This is a genomic window from Candidatus Omnitrophota bacterium, assembly GCA_028715415.1.
Classification (GTDB): Bacteria; Omnitrophota; Gorgyraeia; order Gygaellales; family Profunditerraquicolaceae; genus JAQURX01.
The window spans coordinates 1-19,721 of sequence record JAQURX010000011.1 but is presented as its reverse complement, the minus strand read 5'-3'; the positions used below and the strand labels follow the sequence as shown (position 1 = coordinate 19,721).

Annotated in this window: 21 protein-coding genes and 1 pseudogene; 16 read left to right on the top strand and 6 right to left on the bottom strand. The window is 36.9% G+C overall.

Translation table 11 applies throughout. The features are described 5' to 3' along the window. Positions 1 to 22: 22 nt before the first annotated feature. From PHO70_05875 to PHO70_05845, 7 genes and pseudogenes are all read left to right on the top strand, one after another. Positions 23 to 1,387, top strand: a complete 1,365-nt coding sequence (locus tag PHO70_05875) for an ATP-dependent Clp protease proteolytic subunit (protein ID MDD5432496.1) — start codon at positions 23 to 25, stop codon at positions 1,385 to 1,387. A 211-nt stretch (positions 1,388 to 1,598) separates the two neighbouring features. Beyond that, entirely contained in the window at positions 1,599 to 2,048 is a 450-nt protein-coding gene (locus PHO70_05870; protein ID MDD5432495.1) for a cupin domain-containing protein, read from the top strand. A gap of 259 nt (positions 2,049 to 2,307) precedes the next feature. After that, positions 2,308 to 3,276, top strand: a complete 969-nt coding sequence (locus tag PHO70_05865) for a permease (protein MDD5432494.1) — start codon at positions 2,308 to 2,310, stop codon at positions 3,274 to 3,276. Positions 3,277 to 3,295: 19 nt separating this feature from the next. Then, a complete protein-coding gene (locus PHO70_05860; GenBank protein ID MDD5432493.1) occupies positions 3,296 to 3,871 on the top strand; it encodes an NAD(P)H-dependent oxidoreductase in 576 nt (191 codons plus the stop codon). Between the two features lie 342 nt (positions 3,872 to 4,213). After that, positions 4,214 to 4,306, top strand: a pseudogene (locus PHO70_05855) (DNA-directed RNA polymerase). 120 nt (positions 4,307 to 4,426) lie between these two features. Further along, the gene (locus PHO70_05850) at positions 4,427 to 4,789 is read left to right on the top strand and encodes a hypothetical protein (GenBank protein ID MDD5432492.1); all 363 of its coding nucleotides are present in this window, start codon (positions 4,427 to 4,429) and stop codon (positions 4,787 to 4,789) included. Between the two features lies 1 nt (position 4,790). Further along, positions 4,791 to 5,660, top strand: coding sequence for a VIT1/CCC1 transporter family protein (locus PHO70_05845; GenBank protein MDD5432491.1), 870 nt, complete (start codon positions 4,791 to 4,793; stop codon positions 5,658 to 5,660). A 7-nt stretch (positions 5,661 to 5,667) separates the two neighbouring features. Here PHO70_05845 and PHO70_05840 read toward each other — a convergent pair whose 3' ends face one another. Then, positions 5,668 to 5,847, bottom strand: a complete 180-nt coding sequence (locus tag PHO70_05840) for a hypothetical protein (protein MDD5432490.1) — start codon at positions 5,845 to 5,847, stop codon at positions 5,668 to 5,670. Here PHO70_05840 and PHO70_05835 point away from each other — a divergent pair. Together PHO70_05835 and PHO70_05830 are read left to right on the top strand one after the other, a co-directional pair. Then, positions 5,837 to 6,562: a UbiA family prenyltransferase gene (locus PHO70_05835; protein MDD5432489.1), complete on the top strand. Its 726-nt coding sequence runs from the start codon at positions 5,837 to 5,839 to the stop codon at positions 6,560 to 6,562. The two genes, PHO70_05840 and PHO70_05835, sit on opposite strands and share 11 nt — an antisense overlap. 57 nt (positions 6,563 to 6,619) lie before the next feature. Beyond that, positions 6,620 to 7,732, top strand: a complete 1,113-nt coding sequence (locus PHO70_05830; GenBank protein ID MDD5432488.1) for a glycosyltransferase — start codon at positions 6,620 to 6,622, stop codon at positions 7,730 to 7,732. A 6-nt stretch (positions 7,733 to 7,738) separates the two neighbouring features. Here PHO70_05830 and PHO70_05825 read toward each other — a convergent pair whose 3' ends face one another. Further along, a complete protein-coding gene (locus PHO70_05825; protein MDD5432487.1) occupies positions 7,739 to 9,022 on the bottom strand; it encodes a flippase in 1,284 nt (427 codons plus the stop codon). Positions 9,023 to 9,112: 90 nt separating this feature from the next. On the opposite strand from PHO70_05825, the gene PHO70_05820 reads away from it, so the two are divergent. After that, positions 9,113 to 10,330: a glycoside hydrolase family 1 protein gene (locus PHO70_05820; protein ID MDD5432486.1), complete on the top strand. Its 1,218-nt coding sequence runs from the start codon at positions 9,113 to 9,115 to the stop codon at positions 10,328 to 10,330. Here PHO70_05820 and PHO70_05815 read toward each other — a convergent pair. Beyond that, entirely contained in the window at positions 10,322 to 12,100 is a 1,779-nt protein-coding gene (locus PHO70_05815; protein ID MDD5432485.1) for a carbon starvation protein A, read from the bottom strand. The two genes, PHO70_05820 and PHO70_05815, sit on opposite strands and share 9 nt — an antisense overlap. A 74-nt stretch (positions 12,101 to 12,174) precedes the next feature. Between PHO70_05815 and PHO70_05810 the strand changes: the two genes are divergently transcribed. From PHO70_05810 to crtI, 4 genes are read left to right on the top strand one after another with little or no spacing between them, the layout of a single operon-like run. Further along, positions 12,175 to 12,501, top strand: coding sequence for a hypothetical protein (locus PHO70_05810; protein MDD5432484.1), 327 nt, complete (start codon positions 12,175 to 12,177; stop codon positions 12,499 to 12,501). Between the two features lie 20 nt (positions 12,502 to 12,521). Next, entirely contained in the window at positions 12,522 to 12,908 is a 387-nt protein-coding gene (locus PHO70_05805) for a DUF3568 family protein (protein ID MDD5432483.1), read from the top strand. A gap of 60 nt (positions 12,909 to 12,968) precedes the next feature. Continuing rightward, positions 12,969 to 14,138 (top strand): tRNA pseudouridine(13) synthase TruD, encoded by a 1,170-nt coding sequence (truD, locus tag PHO70_05800; GenBank protein MDD5432482.1) that lies wholly within the window; start codon positions 12,969 to 12,971, stop codon positions 14,136 to 14,138. Positions 14,139 to 14,143: 5 nt separating this feature from the next. Beyond that, positions 14,144 to 15,592, top strand: coding sequence for a phytoene desaturase family protein (crtI, locus tag PHO70_05795; GenBank protein MDD5432481.1), 1,449 nt, complete (start codon positions 14,144 to 14,146; stop codon positions 15,590 to 15,592). Here the strand turns inward: crtI and ispH are convergent. Continuing rightward, on the bottom strand, positions 15,589 to 16,425 hold the full coding sequence (gene ispH, locus PHO70_05790; GenBank protein MDD5432480.1) for a 4-hydroxy-3-methylbut-2-enyl diphosphate reductase: 837 nt from the start codon (positions 16,423 to 16,425) through the stop codon (positions 15,589 to 15,591). The genes crtI and ispH overlap by 4 nt on opposite strands. Then, positions 16,422 to 17,282, bottom strand: a complete 861-nt coding sequence (locus PHO70_05785; protein ID MDD5432479.1) for a phytoene/squalene synthase family protein — start codon at positions 17,280 to 17,282, stop codon at positions 16,422 to 16,424. The genes ispH and PHO70_05785 overlap by 4 nt, the downstream gene beginning before the upstream one ends. A 483-nt stretch (positions 17,283 to 17,765) precedes the next feature. On the opposite strand from PHO70_05785, the gene PHO70_05780 reads away from it, so the two are divergent. Together PHO70_05780 and PHO70_05775 are read left to right on the top strand one after the other, a co-directional pair. After that, on the top strand, positions 17,766 to 18,065 hold the full coding sequence (locus PHO70_05780; GenBank protein ID MDD5432478.1) for a lycopene cyclase domain-containing protein: 300 nt from the start codon (positions 17,766 to 17,768) through the stop codon (positions 18,063 to 18,065). Further along, a complete protein-coding gene (locus tag PHO70_05775; GenBank protein ID MDD5432477.1) occupies positions 18,062 to 18,940 on the top strand; it encodes a tetratricopeptide repeat protein in 879 nt (292 codons plus the stop codon). The genes PHO70_05780 and PHO70_05775 overlap by 4 nt, the downstream gene beginning before the upstream one ends. A 4-nt stretch (positions 18,941 to 18,944) precedes the next feature. Here PHO70_05775 and PHO70_05770 read toward each other — a convergent pair. Next, positions 18,945 to 19,721 (bottom strand): polyprenyl synthetase family protein (locus PHO70_05770; protein MDD5432476.1); only part of this gene is annotated, 777 nt, incomplete at its 5' end.

Genomic DNA, 19,721 nt, shown 5'->3' with positions numbered 1-19,721 from the left:
TAGAGATAGATGGGTGAGATAAATGAGCAATAAAATTCGAACAAATAAAAAAACAAAAACTCAGTCAAAAAAGAGCAGTCAAACTCCAAATGTAGCTAAAGAACCAAAACGAAAAATTGGACTGACTTTAAATTGGGAGCGGGCGATTTATATAAACAAACCTATAGATGACACTTTAATGAAAGAATTGACTCCTGTTATTCTCCAAATGAAACAGAAAAGCTCCGATCCGATTACCGTTGGGATTGATAGTCCTGGTGGTAACGTAAGCACAATGGAATCTCTGCTTAGTTTATTAAATTGCCCCGATCAGGATGGGAAGGGGGTTGAGATTTATACTGTCGCTACTAACAGAGCTTTTAGTGCCGCAGCAAGTTTTCTAGCTTTTGGTGATTATTCCGTTGGTTTTCCACACTCAAACATTTTGTATCATGATGTTCGTTACTCTGACATAGATGACGTTACTCCTTCTAAAGCGCTAGAGGCCGCGCGCCGATTGGAAAGAAGTAACGCAGTATTTTCATTAAAGCTTGCTAACCGTGTGCAAGAGCGATTGATTTGGGTTTATTTAGATTTGAAACCTACTTTTAGCAAAGTCAGAGAGCGTTGGAAAAAGTTTGTAGAACAGTACGATAAAGTATTTAGTGAATTAATTCCTAAAGATCAACAGCAAATAGTAGATGTTGTTGGTCTATCTTTGGCGCTTTATTCAAGACTTTCTAGTCCTAATGATCAAAAAATCGCGATACGAGCCTTGGAACTATTAGCATCGTGGATACAAATTGAAAGAATTGAACAGAGATTTTCGAAAGCAGAATCAGAAAAAGAAACAGATCCTACAAAAGTAATAAGCAGCTTAATTGATGTAATAAAAAAGATGGATTTGGAGCAAACTAGTCCTCCACAAGTCCCTGAGTCCACTACGGGTTCCGAACTAGAGGAGGCTTCTCGTAATGACATTAGGCTGTTACTTGAAGTATTGGCGAGACGTCTTGCTATCGATAAGAATCAGAATATTAATGATAGTTGGCTGGATACAGTTATAGAAGATTTTTCTTTTATGAAAGATATAAAGAGTCCTAGCCATATCCAAGCGACTACAAGAATGATGGTTAATCATGCACATGCTTTATTTGACAGAGACACGGCGGATAAAATTCGTTCTGCTGGCAATGAAGAAGAACGAAATAAACTACTTGCTCCTTTTTACTCTCAGGCCCGTATTTTTTGGTATTACATAGTTTTGATTTGTAAATGCCTTTGTCGAGGCGATCATTTCTTGACTCCTTATGATGCTCAGCTATTAGGATTAATAGATGAAGTTCTTGGAGGCGGGCTTATTCAAAGCAAGCGAGAATGGCGTAAGACTCAGCCTAATTATGAATAAAGCTGAAGTTTTCTTTCTAATCCTGTAAGTTGGAGCTGAACAAATGCACAAAAGGGTAAATTTTTGGTGGCGGAAAAGTAGGTATGGGGGCATGCCCGCATCATACCCTCCCGGGAATTCCGAGTACACAATACTTGATTCAAAAAGATAAGTATGATGTCTCCAGAATTAAGATGGAACAATTAAGCAAGTAGAATATAGAGAAACAAATATGAGAGAAATTCTTAGTAAACTTAGTTTTTTATTTGCTGTTGTGTTGCTTTGTTTAACTGCCGGTTGTGGCGGATTAACAGGTAATAAATCAATTCAACAACCCAGCGTTTGTCAGTTGGCAAAATCCTCTGTTAGTTGGGATGGTGCGCTTCTGCCTGCTTATCCTAAAGGACAACCGGAAATTACCATTCTGCGCATTGTTATTCCTCCTGGGGGAACCTTGGTAAAGCATAAACATCCGGTTATTAACGCTGGCGTATTAACGAAGGGTAAGTTAATGGTTCAAACCGAAGACGGAAAGACTTTGCACCTAAGGGCTGGGGAAGGCATTGTGGAAGTAGTTAATACCTTGCATTACGGGAAGAACGAAGGAGAGGAACCAGTAGAAATTACCGTTTTTTACGCCGGTTCCAAAGATGAGCCGATTACAGTTTACAAGCCGGATTGATCAGGGTTTAGAATAAATTAAAATTAGCCCCGCCATAATACATGGCGGGGTTTTTAATTTCTGCACATAAAAAAACAAGAGTTGAGGTTCACTGTTTCAATTCAGTAGCCTCACTCTTGTCCCGGAAGAGTCATAACTATAACCATCTTTATTCTACTCCTCTTCCTAATCAAGTATACACTATTAGATTACAATTACAAGGGGCAAGCGAGTAAAAGGCTTGCAGAGGGTTTTTATTTATATTAATATAGAATACATTATGGATATCTTTTACCCGGTAAAATTATTGGCAGATTTATTGACTTATCAACTTTTTAGAATCCCGCCAAAAACGCTTTTGGCGGAAGCATTGGATTTCTTTATCTACGATACGATAAAGATTTTTATTCTACTTGCGGTAATAATTTTCGCTGTATCAATAATCCGTTCGTTTCTGCCTCAAGAAAAAATAAGAAGGATACTTTCTCATAAACATAAATATACAGGTAATATTCTGGCAGCATTATTCGGTATCATTACGCCTTTTTGTACCTGCAGTGCAATTCCGCTTTTCTTGGGATTTATAGAAGCAGGGGTGCCATTGGGAGCTACGTTTTCTTTCCTTGTCTCTTCCCCGATGGTTAATGAGGTAGCCCTTGTTTTGCTTTTAGGGATGTTTGGATGGAAGATAGCTTTAATTTATACGGTTAGTGGGCTTGTTATCGCTATTATTTCAGGAATAATTATCGGAGAGTTAAAAGTAGAAAATCTTGTTGAGCGTATTGCTTTTAAGCCTCCCGTGAGTTCTTTGGTAGCCAATCTTGAATTATCTTGGAAAGATAGGATTAGGTTGGCTGTGGAGTACACGCTTTGCATAATGAAAGGAGTCTGGCCTTATATAATTGTTGGTATCGGGGTAGGTGCTTGGATACACGGATATGTCCCAAGCGATTTCCTGGCAAAATATGCAGGTGGCAACAAATGGTATGCAGTGCCGTTAGCTACTTTGATAGGTATACCGCTTTATTCTAATGCTGCAGGTGTGATTCCTTTGGTAAGCGTGCTTACAGAAAAAGGTGTTAAAATCGGCACTACATTGGCATTTATGATGGCAGTAACCGGACTTTCTTTGCCTGAGTTCATGATTTTACGCAAGGCGATGAAGTTAAAGCTATTGATTATATTCGCGGGGATTGTGGGTATAGGGATTATGTTTACAGGTTATTTGTTTAATTTGATATTAAAATAAAATTTCAAAGGTGGCCTATATGCCTAAAAAGATCCTAATTCTTAATGGCAGCCCGAAAAGAAACGGAAATACTGCTAAGCTTGTGGAGTGGCTCGCGAAGGGCGCTCGAATAAAGAAGGGAAAAGTTGAAATAATCCGGGCAGCTCTGCTTAAATCTAAATCAAATGGGTGTACGTCTTGCAGGTCATGCCAGAAGATGAAGGAATACGAGTGTGTTATTAAAGATGATATAAGAGAAGTGCTTAAAAAAATGGCGCAAGCTGATGTAATTGTTTTTGCAACACCGCTTTATTTCTATGGGCCAAGTGCTCAGCTTAAGCTTATCATTGATAGAATGTTTTCTCTCTATAAATGGGATAATACAACGGATACGTTTGAATCCCCGATGAGAGGAAAGTCCATGTGTTTATTGTTAAGTGCGTATGAGGATATCGGTTTGGATATTATTGAGAAATCATTTAAACTGATAGCCGATTACAGCGATATGAAATTTTATTCTCTCCTTGTTCCGAATGCCAAAGAATCTGGTGAGATTGTTAATTTAAAAGGGATAAGCAAAAGAGCAATTCATCTTGGGAAAAAAATAGCAGCGTAGGGATGCAGGCTTCAAAGAAGTTTGCTTTATATTAGAAAGGACTGTATAATAAGAACCTTGGAATTGGCAGGTTAATCTATTTAGATAAGGAGCAAGATGAAAAAAGTTATTAAGCGTAAAAGTGTTACAGTTGAGCCACAGGTTGGTCCGGATGTAGCGGTTCTTATTGATAAAATGCAACAGCAGCTGGTTGCCTTGGAGAAGAAAATTGATACTTTAATTACTCAGTCTTCAGCTCGGCCTTCCGGAGGGGATCATTACTCCCGGCCTTTTAAGCGTTTTGATAATTCACAACGTTTTGGAAGGGGAGGCAGGGAAAATTTTCGGGAAAGAAGCTTTACTAAAGCAATCTGCTCGGAGTGCCACACTGAATGCGAATTGCCTTTTAAGCCTACAGGAGACCGCCCGGTATACTGTAAGGACTGTTTTGCTAAGCGCAAGGAAGGCGGCGGATCATTCCAGCCTAATTTTGATAAACCACAAGCCAGGGAAAATCGCAGGCCCGTAGGGAAAAAACCAGCTTTCCGAAAGCGTAAATAAAAAGGAGAAGAGAAGATGAAGAAGCTAACAGTAATTCTGTTAATGGCAGCAGCTTTGTTTTCGATGGCAACTTGTTTGTATGCCCAGGAAAAAATGAAAGATGAAGTTATTACTATTGCGACTGAAGCAGCGAAGGGCCAGAATATTGAGATAGGAGAAGCTAATATTGTCTATGATGAAGGCGGAAAACTTTGGGAAGAAAGAGTTGGTTATCTTGCAGGAGAAGATAAATCGCCTAACCATGGGATTCTAAGAAAAGGTTTCCTTAAGAATTATAAAATAGTATTATTTGATTTCAAAGATCCGCTTCCGGATGTCTGGGTATTTATTGATAAAGATACCGGCGATGTCCTTGAGGTTTACAAAGAGGCAAAATAGGATGCTGGAACAAAGCATTAAAAATAAGATTTTGTCTATTCAAAGAAGCGAGATTACCGAGCACCTGATTTATAAAGAGCTTAGCTGTATTATTAAGGACAAGGCGAACAAGGAATTATTAGAGAAGATATCGCAGGAAGAGCTCGAGCATTACAATTTCTGGAAGAGCCTTACTCAGCAATCCGTATCTCCCGATAAACTAAAAGTATTCTTTTATGTATTAATTAACCGGATATTTGGGATTACTTTTGGGATAAAGCTGATGGAGAGCGGAGAGGGGCAGGCGCAGGAAAATTATTCTACTTTAAAAGAACTTTCTCCGGAAGTTGAGAAGATAATTATTGATGAAGAAAGGCACGAAAACCAATTAATCAGCCTCATAAATGAAGAGCGCCTTTTATATGTTAGCTCTATGGTGCTGGGTTTAAATGACGCGTTAGTGGAATTAACCGGCGCTCTTGTTGGTTTTACTCTGGCTTTACAAAATACCAGATTAGTGGGAATTGTAGGGATCATTACTGGTATTGCGGCTGCAATGTCTATGTCGGCTTCGGAATATTTGTCTACAAAGCAGGAAGATACTCAAAAAAATCCGTTTAAGGCCAGTGTTTATACGGGGATTGTCTATATAGGGACGGTTATTGTCTTAGTTGCTCCGTATTTTATATTTAAAAATATATTTTTGTGTTTGTCCTTTGTTGTCATCGATGCCATTTTAATAATACTAATATTTACTTTCTATATCTCTGTTGCTAAGGGGCTGTCTTTTAAAAAGAGGTTTCTTGAAATGGCAGGGATTAGCTTAGGGATAGCCGCGATTAATTTTGGGATTGGCTTAATAATAAGAAAAGTATTTGGTATTGAAGTGTGATTTTTGTTTAAAGTTTAAGTTTTATTGCTGTCAGTAAAGTTATGGCCAAAAAGCAGTTTTCTGCGATATTATCTGCAGCACACGGAAGCGTTTTCCCGTACCATTCCTTTTTTTTATATCTTCTTCCTTTCATAGCAATAGCCTTTCGAGAAAAACACTTTTCCTCATATTTTGATTTGTTATTCATAGTTCCTTTCTTTTTTCAGATGATCTCCGGATTCATCCATAATACTTTATGTGATTGTAAGGTTGATCCTGATACCAAGAATCCTATTAAAACCGGTGGGTTGCCGCGGAAAAAAGCAATATTTCTGGTATTTATTTTTACTTTTCTTTCTGTTGCCTCTTTTTTATTAGTTAGTCGTTCTGTATGGTCGATCTTAGCATTCCTAGCATATTGCTTATTATGGTTTTTTTATAATGGTTTTAAGTTAAGGCTTAAAGAAACATTGGCTGGCCCACTGGCTGCTTCATTGGGTTTATTCGCCGGAGCCCCGCTAATATTGATAATAAACTATTCTTCAATTTCACTTGTAACGGTTTGTTTATTTTTAGGAATTTTATTTTGTTTTACGGGGCATGAAATTTTGCATACAATTACAGATTATGATTTTGATTCTAAATCTGGTTGTAAGACTTTTAGCGTGCGCCTAGGGGTGAAATCTTCCAGAAGGATTAAATTATTTGTTGATTTGATAGGAGTAATGTTTTTAACTTTAGGGTTTTATTTAAGCGAATCAAATGGTTTGTTGCAAATTAAGGGAATTGCAGTATTTTTCTCTTGTTTAATGCTTGTAGCTTTATTACTTGACAGATTTTTTAATCAAAATAGCCCGATACAGAAGTTGTATTCTCTGATAAGAGAAATTCTTCTTGTTTACAGTGTGTTAATCTTCAAATGATTTGTTAAAAGGCTCTGCACTTTTATTTCTTGGAATAATAATAAGTATACCTAATTTATGAAAAAACTTAGAATCCTTATCCAGACTGATACTTATGCAATGGGGGGAGCTGAAAAGTATTTAATGGAGGTGCTCCCATATTTAACAGATCACGGTTATGAGGTTAATCTTATTTGTAGAGATTTTAAAGTAATATCTGAATTACGTAATTTCTTTATAGGGCTCAATTGTCCAGTTCTTTCTTTGCCTAAAAACTTTTTGAGTTTAACGCCCGTGCATATCAAAAAGGCGTTAAAATTGTTGCTTTCTTCGGACGTAGTCTTTATTAACAAGATTTATCCGACAAAGAGCCTTTTATTTATTATTTCCGGGGTTTTATTAAGAAAGAAAGTTGTTTGTTTCGAACATTTGCCCGGACCGGTTGCATCTAATAATTGGTTAAGGTCAGTAATCTTAAGGTTTTTAATCCGATTAGTGATGTTTAATGTGGAATGTGTTTTGTGTTCTACGGTGCAGTGTAAAGAATTTTGTATTTCTTATTATCATTATCCTTCGGAAAAAATAAAAGTAATAGAGCATGGTATTGACTTGTCAAGGATAGGAGATTTATCAATTCGTAATAACAATAAACTTGTAAGGATTGCTTTGGTCGGAAGGCTATGTGAACAGAAAGGCCAATTAAGTTTTATTGAAATGGTTGATCAGTTAGTTAATAAGGTCAATGAACAAAATTTTGAAGTTGAATTCTGGGGAGATGGAGAGCTAGAAAGTCGCATAAAGGCACAGGTATTAGAGAAGGGGTTATCTAGATATATACATCTTAAAGGCAGGTCTTTAAATAAAAATGAAATATTTGAGGATAAAGATTTTATTGTCATTCCTTCAGTTTGGGAAGCACAATGTTATGTTTTACTGGAAGCTGCTAGTTTTAAGATTCCCGCAATTGCTTTTGATGTGGGAGGAATTAAGAATTTTATTACCAATGGAGTTAATGGTGTTTTGATTAGCCCTTATGATAAGCTAGAGTTCGTGAAGGCTGTACATTCATTTATCAGGGATAGGGATTTATGTAAATCAATGGGGATTTTAGCATACGATAAGGTTGTAAAAGATTTTTCAAAAGAGAAAATGGTCAATAAATTATTAACGGTATTTAAAGAATATGAATAAAAAATCTTAAAGTTTAAGTTTTCTTACCGTTAGATAGGTAATAGTGAAAATCCCCGCTTCAATAAGCACTGTTGCAAGGGCCGCTCCCTTGTAAGAAAAAGCATAAATCAAAAGAAATATAAGAGGTAAGCCCACCATCGCCATAACCACGTGGATTCTGGAATATATATGAGTTTTTCCGCAAACTAATAAAAACTGCACACGGAAAGCATTTGCACTTACAAAAAATACCGAGATAAGCAGCAGCCTTAAGGACAAAATTGTTTCATGGTAATACCCGCCACAGACAACCCTTACAATCAGGTTAGATAAAGCAAAAATAATAGGAAGGCAGATTATTGAAATAATGATCGTGATTTTTTGCACTCTTTGCATAATTTCAAATGCTTTGATTTTGTTTTTGTGGTATATCTTGCTTAATCTTGGAAATATAGCCTGAGAGAAAGATGACAGCGGAAAGGTTTGACAAAGATTAGCTACTCTTTCGGCGATAGAATAAAATCCTGTGATAGTATTATTTGTGAGAAGCCCAACTGTAAAAATACGCGTAGTTGTATAAGCATTAATTGCTACGATGGAAATAAAAATATCCCAGCCGGCTTTAAGCTGTTTCTTTAAGTTTTCGTAACCTTGGAATTTAAAAGCGACTCCAAATCTTCTAAAAACTATATATTGCCCCATAAGCCCGGTCATCAGGAATATGGCGGAATTAATAAGAGGGACCATTATATAATCGCCCGGGGTTTTTACAAAAACGAAGATAAAAATCGCGTAGAGGAATCCTCCTAAGATATTCAAATCTGCAATATGTTTCATTTTTTCAGTGCCTTGGAAAAACCAGATGGGGAATAACGTGTTTCCTACAACAGCGCCAAAGCTTAAAACATAAACCATCCAATCATTTCTAAATTTTGGTATGAAATAAACAACTGCTCCGAGTATCCCTAAGCTTATAAAAGCAAGCCCGATTTTTACTATCATTACTGAAGAGAACACTTGGCAGACTTTAGAATGTTCGTTGCGGCATATAGAGATTTCTTTTGTAGCTGAGATCCCGAATCCATAGTCAGTCAAAATCATGAAGTATTGTACAAATGCCTGAGCGAACGCGATCAAACCGAATTTTTCCGGGCCGATTACCCTAAAAAGATAAGGTAGGATTATTACAGGAAGGATGTAGGTGATAGACTGTAAAACCGAAAGAGAAGCGACATTTTTCATAACTGTCTTGCGCTCTTTCGGTGAGGCCATTTTGTAAGTTTTCTTTATTAACTTAATTAAGAAGCGCATGCTAACAATTTACACTGTATTAATCCCTCTGTCAAGCTTATGGATGTTAATTTCGTTATGTTTTTTATTTTATAATGATATAATTTTAGTATGGTTAAATTTCCGCAGAATTTCCTATGGGGCGCTGCGACATCCAGCTATCAGGTGGAAGGTAATAATACAAATTCTGATTGGTGGCAATGGGAGAAAGATGCCGGAAAAGAAAATTCCGGGCAGGCTTGCCGTCATTACGAATTATTTAATCAGGATTTTGATCTTGCTAAAAGCCTGAATCACAACGCCCACCGGTTATCCATTGAATGGAGCCGTATTGAGCCAGAGGAGGGTAAGTTCTCCGAAGAAGAATTAAAGCATTATGTTCAGGTCATCCTTTCTTTAAGAGAGCGGAATATTGAGCCGTTAGTTACTCTGCACCATTTTACTAATCCGATTTGGTTTAGCAAACTTGGCGGGTGGGAGAATAAAGCGTCTGTTGATTATTTTTTGCGTTATTGTGATTTTGTAGTGCGTTCATTAGCAAAACATCTTCATTTTTGGATTACCATAAATGAACCTACAATATATTTGTCTCATTCCTATCTTTTCGGAGTTTGGCCCCCGCAGGTAAAGTCGTATTTAAGAGCAAAAAAAGTCTCAGATAATTTAGTTTCAGCGCACATCAGGGCTTACCGGTTAATAAATGAAATTTATAAAGAATTAAATCTTGAAAAGCCGTCTATAGGCATTGCCCAGCATATGCAAGCCTATGTGCCTTGTACGCAGAGCTTTAAAGACAAGTTCGCTGCTAAGCTAAGAAATAAGCTTTATAATTTTTCTATCCTTAATAAAATATCCCGGCATAAGGCTATGGATTTTATCGGTTTAAATTATTACTCGCGGCAGCTAGTGGAATTAAAAAAATGGGGGATTGGTAATTTGGTCTGGGATGCCTGTCAAAATAACCATCATCCGCTTAAGAAAAATTCTCTCGGATGGGACATTTATCCTGAAGGGATTTTTGATTTACTTTTGATGCTTAAAAAATATAATCTTCCGGTAACTATCACAGAAAACGGAATTTGTACTTTGGATGATAGCCAGCGCTGGGAATTTATTTACGCTCACCTAAAAAATGTCCACCAGGCAATAGAAAAAGGTGTTAATGTGGCGGGATATCTTTACTGGTCGCTAATGGATAATTTTGAATGGGATAAAGGTTTTGGCCCGAGGTTTGGATTAATAGAGATTGATTATAGTACTTATAAAAGGACTGTTAGAGAGAGCGCGTTAAAATTTTCCCAAGTTTGTAAAACAGGTATTTTAGAGTGAAACTTTTAAAAGTTGATAGGATTTTCTTAAAGAGTGGTAGAAGATGATAACTACTAGAATAAGCATAATAATAGAGAGGCTGGCGTTTAGATTTCCCTGGAATGTTTGTTTAGGCAGGTAATTGTTGAATATATTATATAAGCTTGCGACAAAAGTAGTTACAAACATAAATACCGAAGGAACAAAAGTAATAAATCCATAATACCATTTCTTTGAGTGCTTCAGTATATAAACCGTCCCGATTGCCAAGGCTAATGTTGCCAAGAGTTGGTTTGCCACACCAAACATCGGCCAGATAGTAGATATATCTCCGTTATAAACTAGATACCCCCAAAGAAAACTTATAACCACACCGCATATAATTACTCCGGGAATCCACGTTCCTTTTGCTAATTTTGCCCTCGGGTTAAATGTTTTAATCATTTCCTGAAGGATATATCTTGCAACCCGTGTTCCCGTGTCTACTGTTGTTAAAATAAATAATGCCTCGAACATTATTGCAAAATGATACCAGTATCCCATTAGGTTTTTCATCCCGGGTATAGAGGAAAGTATGAGGGACATTCCTGCGGCAAGCGAAACCGCGCCACCCGGCCGGGCAGAGAGGGTTTCTTTTGTCATTTGTTCTATTTGTGGCAATTGCGAAATGTTTAATCCTAATTTTTGGAAAACATCCGCCGGTAAATTTATTGAGAAATAATCTCCCGGAAGCATGACGGTTGCGGCAATGAGCGCCATAATTGAAACCACTGCTTCTGTTAACATTGAGCCAAATCCGATTAAGCGGATATCAGCTTCGCTGTTAATCATTTTTGGAGTTGTGCCGGAACTTACCAGGCTATGGAATCCGCTGATTGCTCCGCAGGCAATAGTAATGCAGACAAAAGGCCAGACTTTTCCCGGGATTATCGGGCCATTCCCATGGATAAATGGGGTAAACGCGGGCATGCGAATATGCGGGTTAACAATAAATATTCCAAGAGTAAGGAAAAGAATTGTTCCTATTTTCATGTAAGAGCTTAAATAGTCGCGCGGGCAAAGGAGTAGCCAGACCGGTAAAATTGAAGCAATCAGCCCATACGCAGGAAGAATTATGGAAAGAGATTGTTTTGAGAGAAGGAAATATGATCCAAAACTTGTTTTTGAGAGTGGTTCTCCGATAACTACGCCTAAAACTACAATTGATACTCCGATTAGCGAGGCCTCAATAATTTTCCCCGGGCGGATTTTATACATATATAACCCGGTTAGTAGTGCTGCGGGAATAGTAACTGCGATTGTAAATGTTGCCCATGAGCTTTCATTAAGCGCATTAACTACGACTAATGCAAGTCCTGCAAGAGCTGTAATAATAATAAAAAGAATTGCAATGCCCGTAATAAATCCGGCACCCGGGCCGATATGTTTTCTTGCCAAGCGGGTAAGCGAGTAGCCTTTCATCCTTACGCTTGCAAAAAGGATTACGGTGTCATGGACGGCTCCCCCCAAAACAGCTCCAATTAAAATCCAAAGGAATCCGGGAAGATACCCAAATTGCGCTGCCAGAACTGGGCCAACAAGCGGGCCAGCCCCGGAAATAGCCGCGAAATGATGGCCAAATAATATGTATTTATTAGTAGGATGGTAATCTTTTCCGTCTCGGAAAGTATGAGCTGGGGTGGGGCGGTGGATATTTGCCACAAGCACTTTTGTAATGATAAATTTCGCATAAAATCTATATGCTAGGGCAAAAATAAGTAAACTGGTAATTATTAATGTTAAGGCATGCATAAAGATATTATATTAACTAAATTTTACTTGTCAATTATTGATAAATCTTTATAATTAAAACAAAGGAGGGATAAATGGTAAAGACTGGCTTGTTTATTCTTTTCTTAAGTATTTCATTAATTGCTACTGCCTATTCTCAGGAATCTAATCCGAAGCAACAAATAAATATCGTTTCAGGCAAGGTCAGGGAAACCGATTGGGTCGCAGATAAATTAATTATATTTATTCGTCAGGGCCTATATTCGGATGAAATTACTTTTGTTGTTACGAACGAAACAAAGATTACAAGAGGCACGAAGAGCATTTCCTTAGGAGATATTCTTATATCTGATGAAGTTACTGTAGAATACATTAATACAATGGCAGGTTTAAAAGCATTAAGGATTACGGTTAAGCGTTAAAGTTAAGATAAGGAGGGGGTATGTTTAAAAATTTTGTAGTGTTGATTATCGCAGTCTTTATGCTAATGAATATTTGCGGTTGTGTGGCTGTGGTTGCCGGTGCTGCTGGTGGAGCAGGAACTTCTACTTGGTTATCAGGGAAGTTGTCTCAAGAGGTCAACGCTTCGTATGACAGGGCGATAGATGGTTGCAAACGCGCACTTGAATCAATGAAGCTAAGGATCACGAAAGAAACCAGAAAAGATGAGATTACTCAGATTAAAAGTAATTATACTGACGGAAAAACAATCTGGATTGATGTCCGTCGTATTTCAGATAGGGCTTCAAGGGTAGAAGTAAGGGTAGGCATGATTTCCGATAAGGCCGCGACAGAAAAAGTGTTAAATCAGATTTTAAAATACTTATAAGATAATTTTCAAACTACCCCTCTGCAATTTTTTGCAGAGGGGTTTATTATTTGCAATCAAATGAAAGTAAAAATTAAAGTTAAACCGGAAGATTTTGTGGTTGAAGAGATAGCTAATTTGCCTTTTGTTAAAAAAGGCGATTATGCGGTTTATTTACTGGAGAAAAAAGGAAGAAATACTGTTGAGCTCTTAAAAGAAATTGCGCAAAGGTCAAAAATCCAGTTTAAGTATTTTTCATACGGAGGAAGAAAAGATAAATATGGCTTAACTAGTCAATACATAACCATAAAAAATCCAAAGATAATTGAATTAAAAGAAAAAGATTATTCTCTTAAATTTATCGGCCTAATGGGTAAGCCAATGGCCCCTGCATTAATAAAGGAAAATAAATTCAAAATAACAATAAGAGATTTGAATATAGAGGATGTTAAGAAGGCATTAATTATAATGGAAGAAGTGAATTCATTGGGGTTTCCCAATTATTTTGATGACCAGCGGTTTGGCAGTTTTGATTCCCGGCAAGGTTTTTTTGCGGAGAAAATATTAAAGAACCAATTTAACGGCGCATTAAAAATATTTCTTACATCTACTAATGCCAATGAAAGAAAAGAAGACAGGGATAGAAAACAATATTTCTTTGATAACTGGAGAGATTGGAAAGCATGTAAGCTAAAAGCAAAAACTGATTTTGAAAAGAATTCATTTGATCTGTTAAGCGCAAAGCCAAATAATTTTTTGGAAGTATTAAAATTAATTCCTCATGAAGCCCTGGCAACTTATTTTTCTTCATACCAGTCATTTCTTTGGAATGAGGTATTAAGAAATATTATTTTAACTTTTTCTAAGTATAAAACTTTTCATTATCCGGGAGTTTGCGGGGAATATGTTTTTTATGAGAGCTTAGATGAGGATAGCTATCGTTATTTGAATGGCTTAAATTTGCCTGTTCCGGGAAACAAGCCCTCATTGCCCGATTGTATCGCTCAGGAAGCTTACGATAAAGTTTTAGAGCAGAACGGAATTAAGAACCCCATGTTTAATAAAATTAAATTAAGGCGGGCGTTCTTCAAATCTTTCTTGCGTAAAGCAATTGTTAAGCCGCAAGGCTTGGAGTATAATGTAGTTGATGACGAGCTTTATTCAAGGAAAAAGAAATTAGTATTAAGTTTTATGCTTTTGCGCGGTAGCTTTGCTACTATGTTTATCAAAAGAATATTTTCAAATAAATAAACCTAATGGATAAAAAAATTGCGATTATTGGAGCAGGGGTTGGCGGTCTGGCAACAGCAGCCCGGCTTGCCAAAGATGGCTGGGAGGTTGAAGTTTTTGAAAAACTTCCTAATTGCGGCGGGCGCAATAATATAATTGAGGACCGCGGTTTTAAAATTGATATGGGCCCGTCATTTGTGATGATGCCGGATTTTTTTGAAGAAGTTTTTACTTACTGCGGAAAGAATATTTCAGATTACCTTAATTTAAAAGCCTTAGATACTAATTATAGGATTTATTATCCGGATGGCGAAATACTGAATGTTTACAAAGACAATGAATTAACCAAGGGTGAGCTTGAAAGAATAGAGAAGGGGAGTGTGGAGGCTTATGGAAAATTTATCAAAGAAGCTGAGAAAATCTATAAGGCTGTCAGGCCGCTTCTTTTTAAATGTTTTACTGCCAAGTCATTAGTCAATCCTGCTTATTGGCCTTTAATCGGGAAGATTCATGCTTTTGAGTCATATTGGCACTTAGCTCAAAAATATTTCAAGTCGGAGAAATTATGTTACGCATTTACTTTTGAAGCAATGTTTATGGGTGTTTCGCCTTTTAATGCCCCGGCATTTTACAGCATAATTAGCTATACTGACCATGTGCAGAAAATTTTCCATTCTATGGGAGGAATGTACAGAATACCTTTAGCATTGGAAAGATTGGCAAAAGAATTCGGCGCAAAATTTAATTACAATTATGAAATTAAAGAAATCAAAAAGAATGGCAGCAAGTTTATCCTAAGAAGCAGTAATAAAGAGGTTCAAGCTGACAAAGTCGTAGTAAATGCCGATTATGCCTATACGCAAAGTGATTTGCTATCAAGGAGGCTGCCTAAATTTAAATATTCCTGTTCCGTCTATCTTATGTATTTGGGGTTAAAACAAAAAGTCAATGGTTTAGCTCACCATAATTTATTCTTTTCCAAAGACCTTAAGAGGAATTTGAATCAGATATTTAATCAAAAAGCAATGCCTGACGACCCATCGTTTTACATACACGTTCCTACGGTAACCGATGCTTCCTTGGCGCCTGAAGGCAAAGATTTGTTTTATATCCTCGTGCCAGTCCCTAATCTTGAAAATGCACAGGAGGATATAAAAGATTATGAGGATAAGTTAAGAAAGATTATTTTTGATAAAATAAATAAAACTCTCGGGATTAATCTTGAAGATTTGGTTGAGTTTGAGCATAAATTTTATCCAGAGGATTTCATCGGGCGCTATAATATTAAATTTGGAGCAACTTTCGGCTTAGCACATAATCTTATGCAAAGCGCATTCTTTAGGCCGGCGAATTTTGATTCCAAGATAAAGGATTTATATTTCGTGGGAGCGAGTACTCAACCGGGAGGAGGGCTTCCGGTAGTAATTGCAGGTTCAAGGATTGTCGCGGATTTAATTAACAACAAGAATATTTAGCCTATCTTTCTTAAATATTCTATAATCTTTTTAGTAGTTGTGTCAGGTGTTGAAGCCCCTGCGGTAACTCCGACCGAATTTTTTCCGTTAAACCAACTTCGTTTTATTTCCTTGCTGGAATTTATCCAGTAACTATTCTGATTAAGCGATTTTGAAATTTCATAAAGCCTTCTTGTGTTTGCGCTTTTTCTTGATCCGATGATAATCATGACATCGTTTTGAAGGGGCATTAGCTTTATTTCCTCTTGTTTTAGTTTTGTCGGGACGCATATTGTATTAAAAAACTTAAGGTTCTTTATCTGGAGCTTAAGGGCATCAACTATTTGATTTACTTTTTTGATATTCTGCGTTGATTGCGATACAACGCAGGCTTTTTTAATCTTTTTAATTGTTGGAGGGATGCTTTCAAGGCCGTCTATTACAATTGCTTTTGAATTTAACTGTCCAACAATTCCCATCACTTCGTCGTGCTTCTTGTCTCCGATGACAATGATGCGGTAACCTTTTTTTTCCATGTTCTGCGCGATTTTATGGATTTCTTTAACCATTAAGCAGGTGGCATCAACGATTTCGTATCCAAGTTTTTTTGCTTTATTAATTGTGCTTAAACTTGCACCGTGCGCGCGGATCAATAAAATCTTTTCTTTCCCTTGGCAAAGCCTACCAATTTTTTTTACCCCGGCTTTGCTAATCTGTTTTACCACATCTTCATTGTGTACTATATCTCCAAGCATACATATTTCTTTGCCGACTGTGGCGGTTTCAAGGGCAATCTTTAAAGCTCTTTTTACCCCAAAACAAAACCCTGCTGATTTAGCAAGATTAATTTTCATAAGTTTTCTCCCCTAAATATTAGTTTTAGAATGAGGAATATTTTCTTAAAATAACTAACGTGCGCTCTTTTGGTAAAAACATCAAATTTATTTCTTTCTATTTCTTTTAATATCCCAGAATAGAGCTCTCTCATTGTTAAAACCACAAAACGGCTTTTTAAATCACCAATCATTTTAATTCCAATAGAAGAGTCTGCATAATATTGCCTTGCACGGTTAATTTGGAATTCCATCAAATGTTTAAAATTTTCATCAATGATTGATTTGTTGAGATTACCTTCTGAGACTGAAGATTTCTCTAATTCATCCCCGGGTAAATAGATTCTATTTCTATTCAAGTCTTCTTTTATATCTCTAAGGATGTTGGTTAGCTGCATTGCAACTCCCAGATTAACAGCATATTTTTCAGAGTCAGGATTGTTGCTTTTAAAGATTTTTGCCATCATCAGCCCGACTACCCCGGCAACTTTATAGCAATATTTATATAATTCCTCAAAATTGCGATAACGGGATTTTTCTAAATCCATACGCATTCCGGATATCAGCTCATCAAAGTATAATTTTGGGATTTCGTATTTTTTTACAGTTTCACGAAAACAGAGAAGAAGGCTTGATTTTTGTTCTGTTTGAGAGTAAGCATTGTTGATTGTTTCTTGCAGTTCATCCAAGTCTTTCGCATAATTTTCAGATTTAGCCTTATCAACAGTTTCGTCGCTAATCCGGCAAATCGCATATATAGAATAAGAGGCTAACCTTTTTTCTTTTGGCAAGAATCTTGAGGCAAAATAAAAAGTTTTAGCGAATTTTTTTGTGATACCTTCAGCTTCTTTGTATCCTTGTGATATTGGACCATTCATGATAAATATTCTACAACCTTTTTTAAGCTAATCCAGTCCTTTTTGAGCGGGTCCTGCCGCCGAGTCACCCCGCCGTGCTCGCCCACTGCGCTCGGCGGGGTGCCCCGACTCGGCGTCACCCGCCTAACACGTTAATGTTTTGCTTGTAAAACTAAAATTAACATAATAAAATAAGCTAATGTCAAAATACATGGGCCTTTTGATAATATCAGGAATCGTTCCCTTGATTCTAAGTTTTTACCCGCCTTTGAAGTTCTATCGTCATTTACGTCCCCTTATTTATTCAATAACATTAATTTTGCTATTATTTGGTTCTTGGGATGTGTTTGCCACTTTTCGCGGGCACTGGTCTTTTAGTCCGGAGGGGGTATGGTGTTATAGAATCATAAATTTGCCTGTTGAAGAAGTGTTATTTTTCATAGTAATTACATTTTGCTGCATATTTACTTGGGAAGCAATTAATTTATTAATAAAAAATAAAAAATGAGAGAATACACAATTATCGCAATACTTTCCATTTTTGTTACCGTTTTTTTAGATATTCTTTTAAAGACTAAGATTTTGCTACGCCCGATCTTTTATCTATTCCTTGTCGCAATCGTATTCTTTAAATTCCTTGTGAATGGTTTCTTAACCGGGAAACAAATAGTTATTTACAATCCGGAATATTTTCTGGGTATTAGAATCGGCTCGATACCAATAGAGGATTTTTTATTTGGCTTTAGTATGGTTACTATGGCGATAATTTTCTGGGAATATTTTAAGGCAAAGGAAGGAAGATGAAAAAAATATCTTTGTTCGTAGCCATATTTATTTTCTCTACGGGTTTAAATTGTTTTGCTCTGGATTGGAAGAGGCTGCATGAAGAGGCAGACAGCATAACTAAATCGCAAGTAGCTAATCTTTTACAAAGTAACCCAGCTTCAGTTGATAGTTTGTATGTTTTAGGTTTATTTTACTTAAATGAACATAAAGATAAAGAAGCAAAAGAAGCGTTTGAAAAAGTTTTAAGCTTGCAGCCCGATATTATTGAGGCGAAGTGGGGAGTGGCAGAAGTGTTGCGTAGGCAGCATAATATTCAAGAAGCTCAGGATCTTATTGGAGAAGTATTGAAGACAAAACCAGATTTTGTTCCGGCAAAAATTACACTTGCTTATATCAAATACAGGCAATTTGATTTGAATGCCGCGGTGAGGTTATCCTTGCAGGTAATAGAGCAGGGCAGGGAGAATGTGGATCTAAGCAATTATACGCGGGCTTATCTAATTTACGGCGGAACTAAAGGAATGATTGCGCATTACGGCGGCCCGATTTCAAAGGTCGTTAATGGAACTGCGGTATTCCCTAATTTGAAGAAAGCACAGAAGCTTCAGCCGAATTCAGCTGCCGTAATGTTTGGCATAGGAAGTTTTTATCTTCTTGCTCCTTCTCTTGCAGGAGGGGATTTGGCGCAAGCGGAAATTTATCTTAAGAAAGCTGTTGAAATCGACCCAAACTTAAGTGATGCCTTTGTCCGGTTGGCTCAGGTTTATAAAGTTAAAGGTGATACTGAAAAGTATAATTTTTATCTTAATAAAGCGTTGGAAATTGATCCAAAGAATGAATTGGCTTTGGATATAAAAGAAGGAAAGTGTAGATTTATTTGTGTTGGGAAATAAAAGGTTATAGGCCTAAGATTATATTGTAATAACTGGAAAGCATTTCTTTGTAACGAGGAAGCATCCTTGAGGAATTAAGTATCTTTTTTGCATTTTCTATAGCAAGATTGACTTCATTCTTAGCGTAATCAAGCGAACCTGTCTTTTTCATAATCTCGCGCATTTTTAGCAAATCAGCCCTATCAATATTTCCTTTTGACAGCATTTGTTTGATTTCTTGTTTATCTTTATTGTTTGAGTGGTTGAATGCATACCAGATAAGAATTGTTTTTTTTGCCTCCTGCAGGTCAGAAAGAATAGATTTTCCAATTTCAGCTTCTTCGCTAAACATTCCAAGTATATCGTCTTTAATCTGAAACGCGCGGCCCAAATAAATTCCAAAGTTAAAAAGTTTATCTACTTCTGATTTTTTAGCGCCGGCTAAAGTCGCTCCAATGGCAAGAGGAGAGGCAAATGTGTAGTTTGCGGTTTTGTAGTCATAGATTTTGTAAATATCTTTTTTCTCAATCCGGTCAAGTTCATTTAGGCCGAATAGAATCTCAATAAATTCTCCGCTTCCTGTAAAAAAAGCAGCTTCCATCAATTTCTTAAAAGCTAATTCTTTTCGTTGCAAGTTTTCTTTTATTGAAAGAAAGGCTAGCATGCTCATCGCATACATTACGTCGCCTGCAACTATCGCCAGATCTTCCCCGGAGAATTTCAAATCTTTGCGTTTTGTTAAGTTTTGGTTAAACATTTTGTGCATGGAGGGCCTTCCTCTGCGGGTATCGGATTTGTCAAT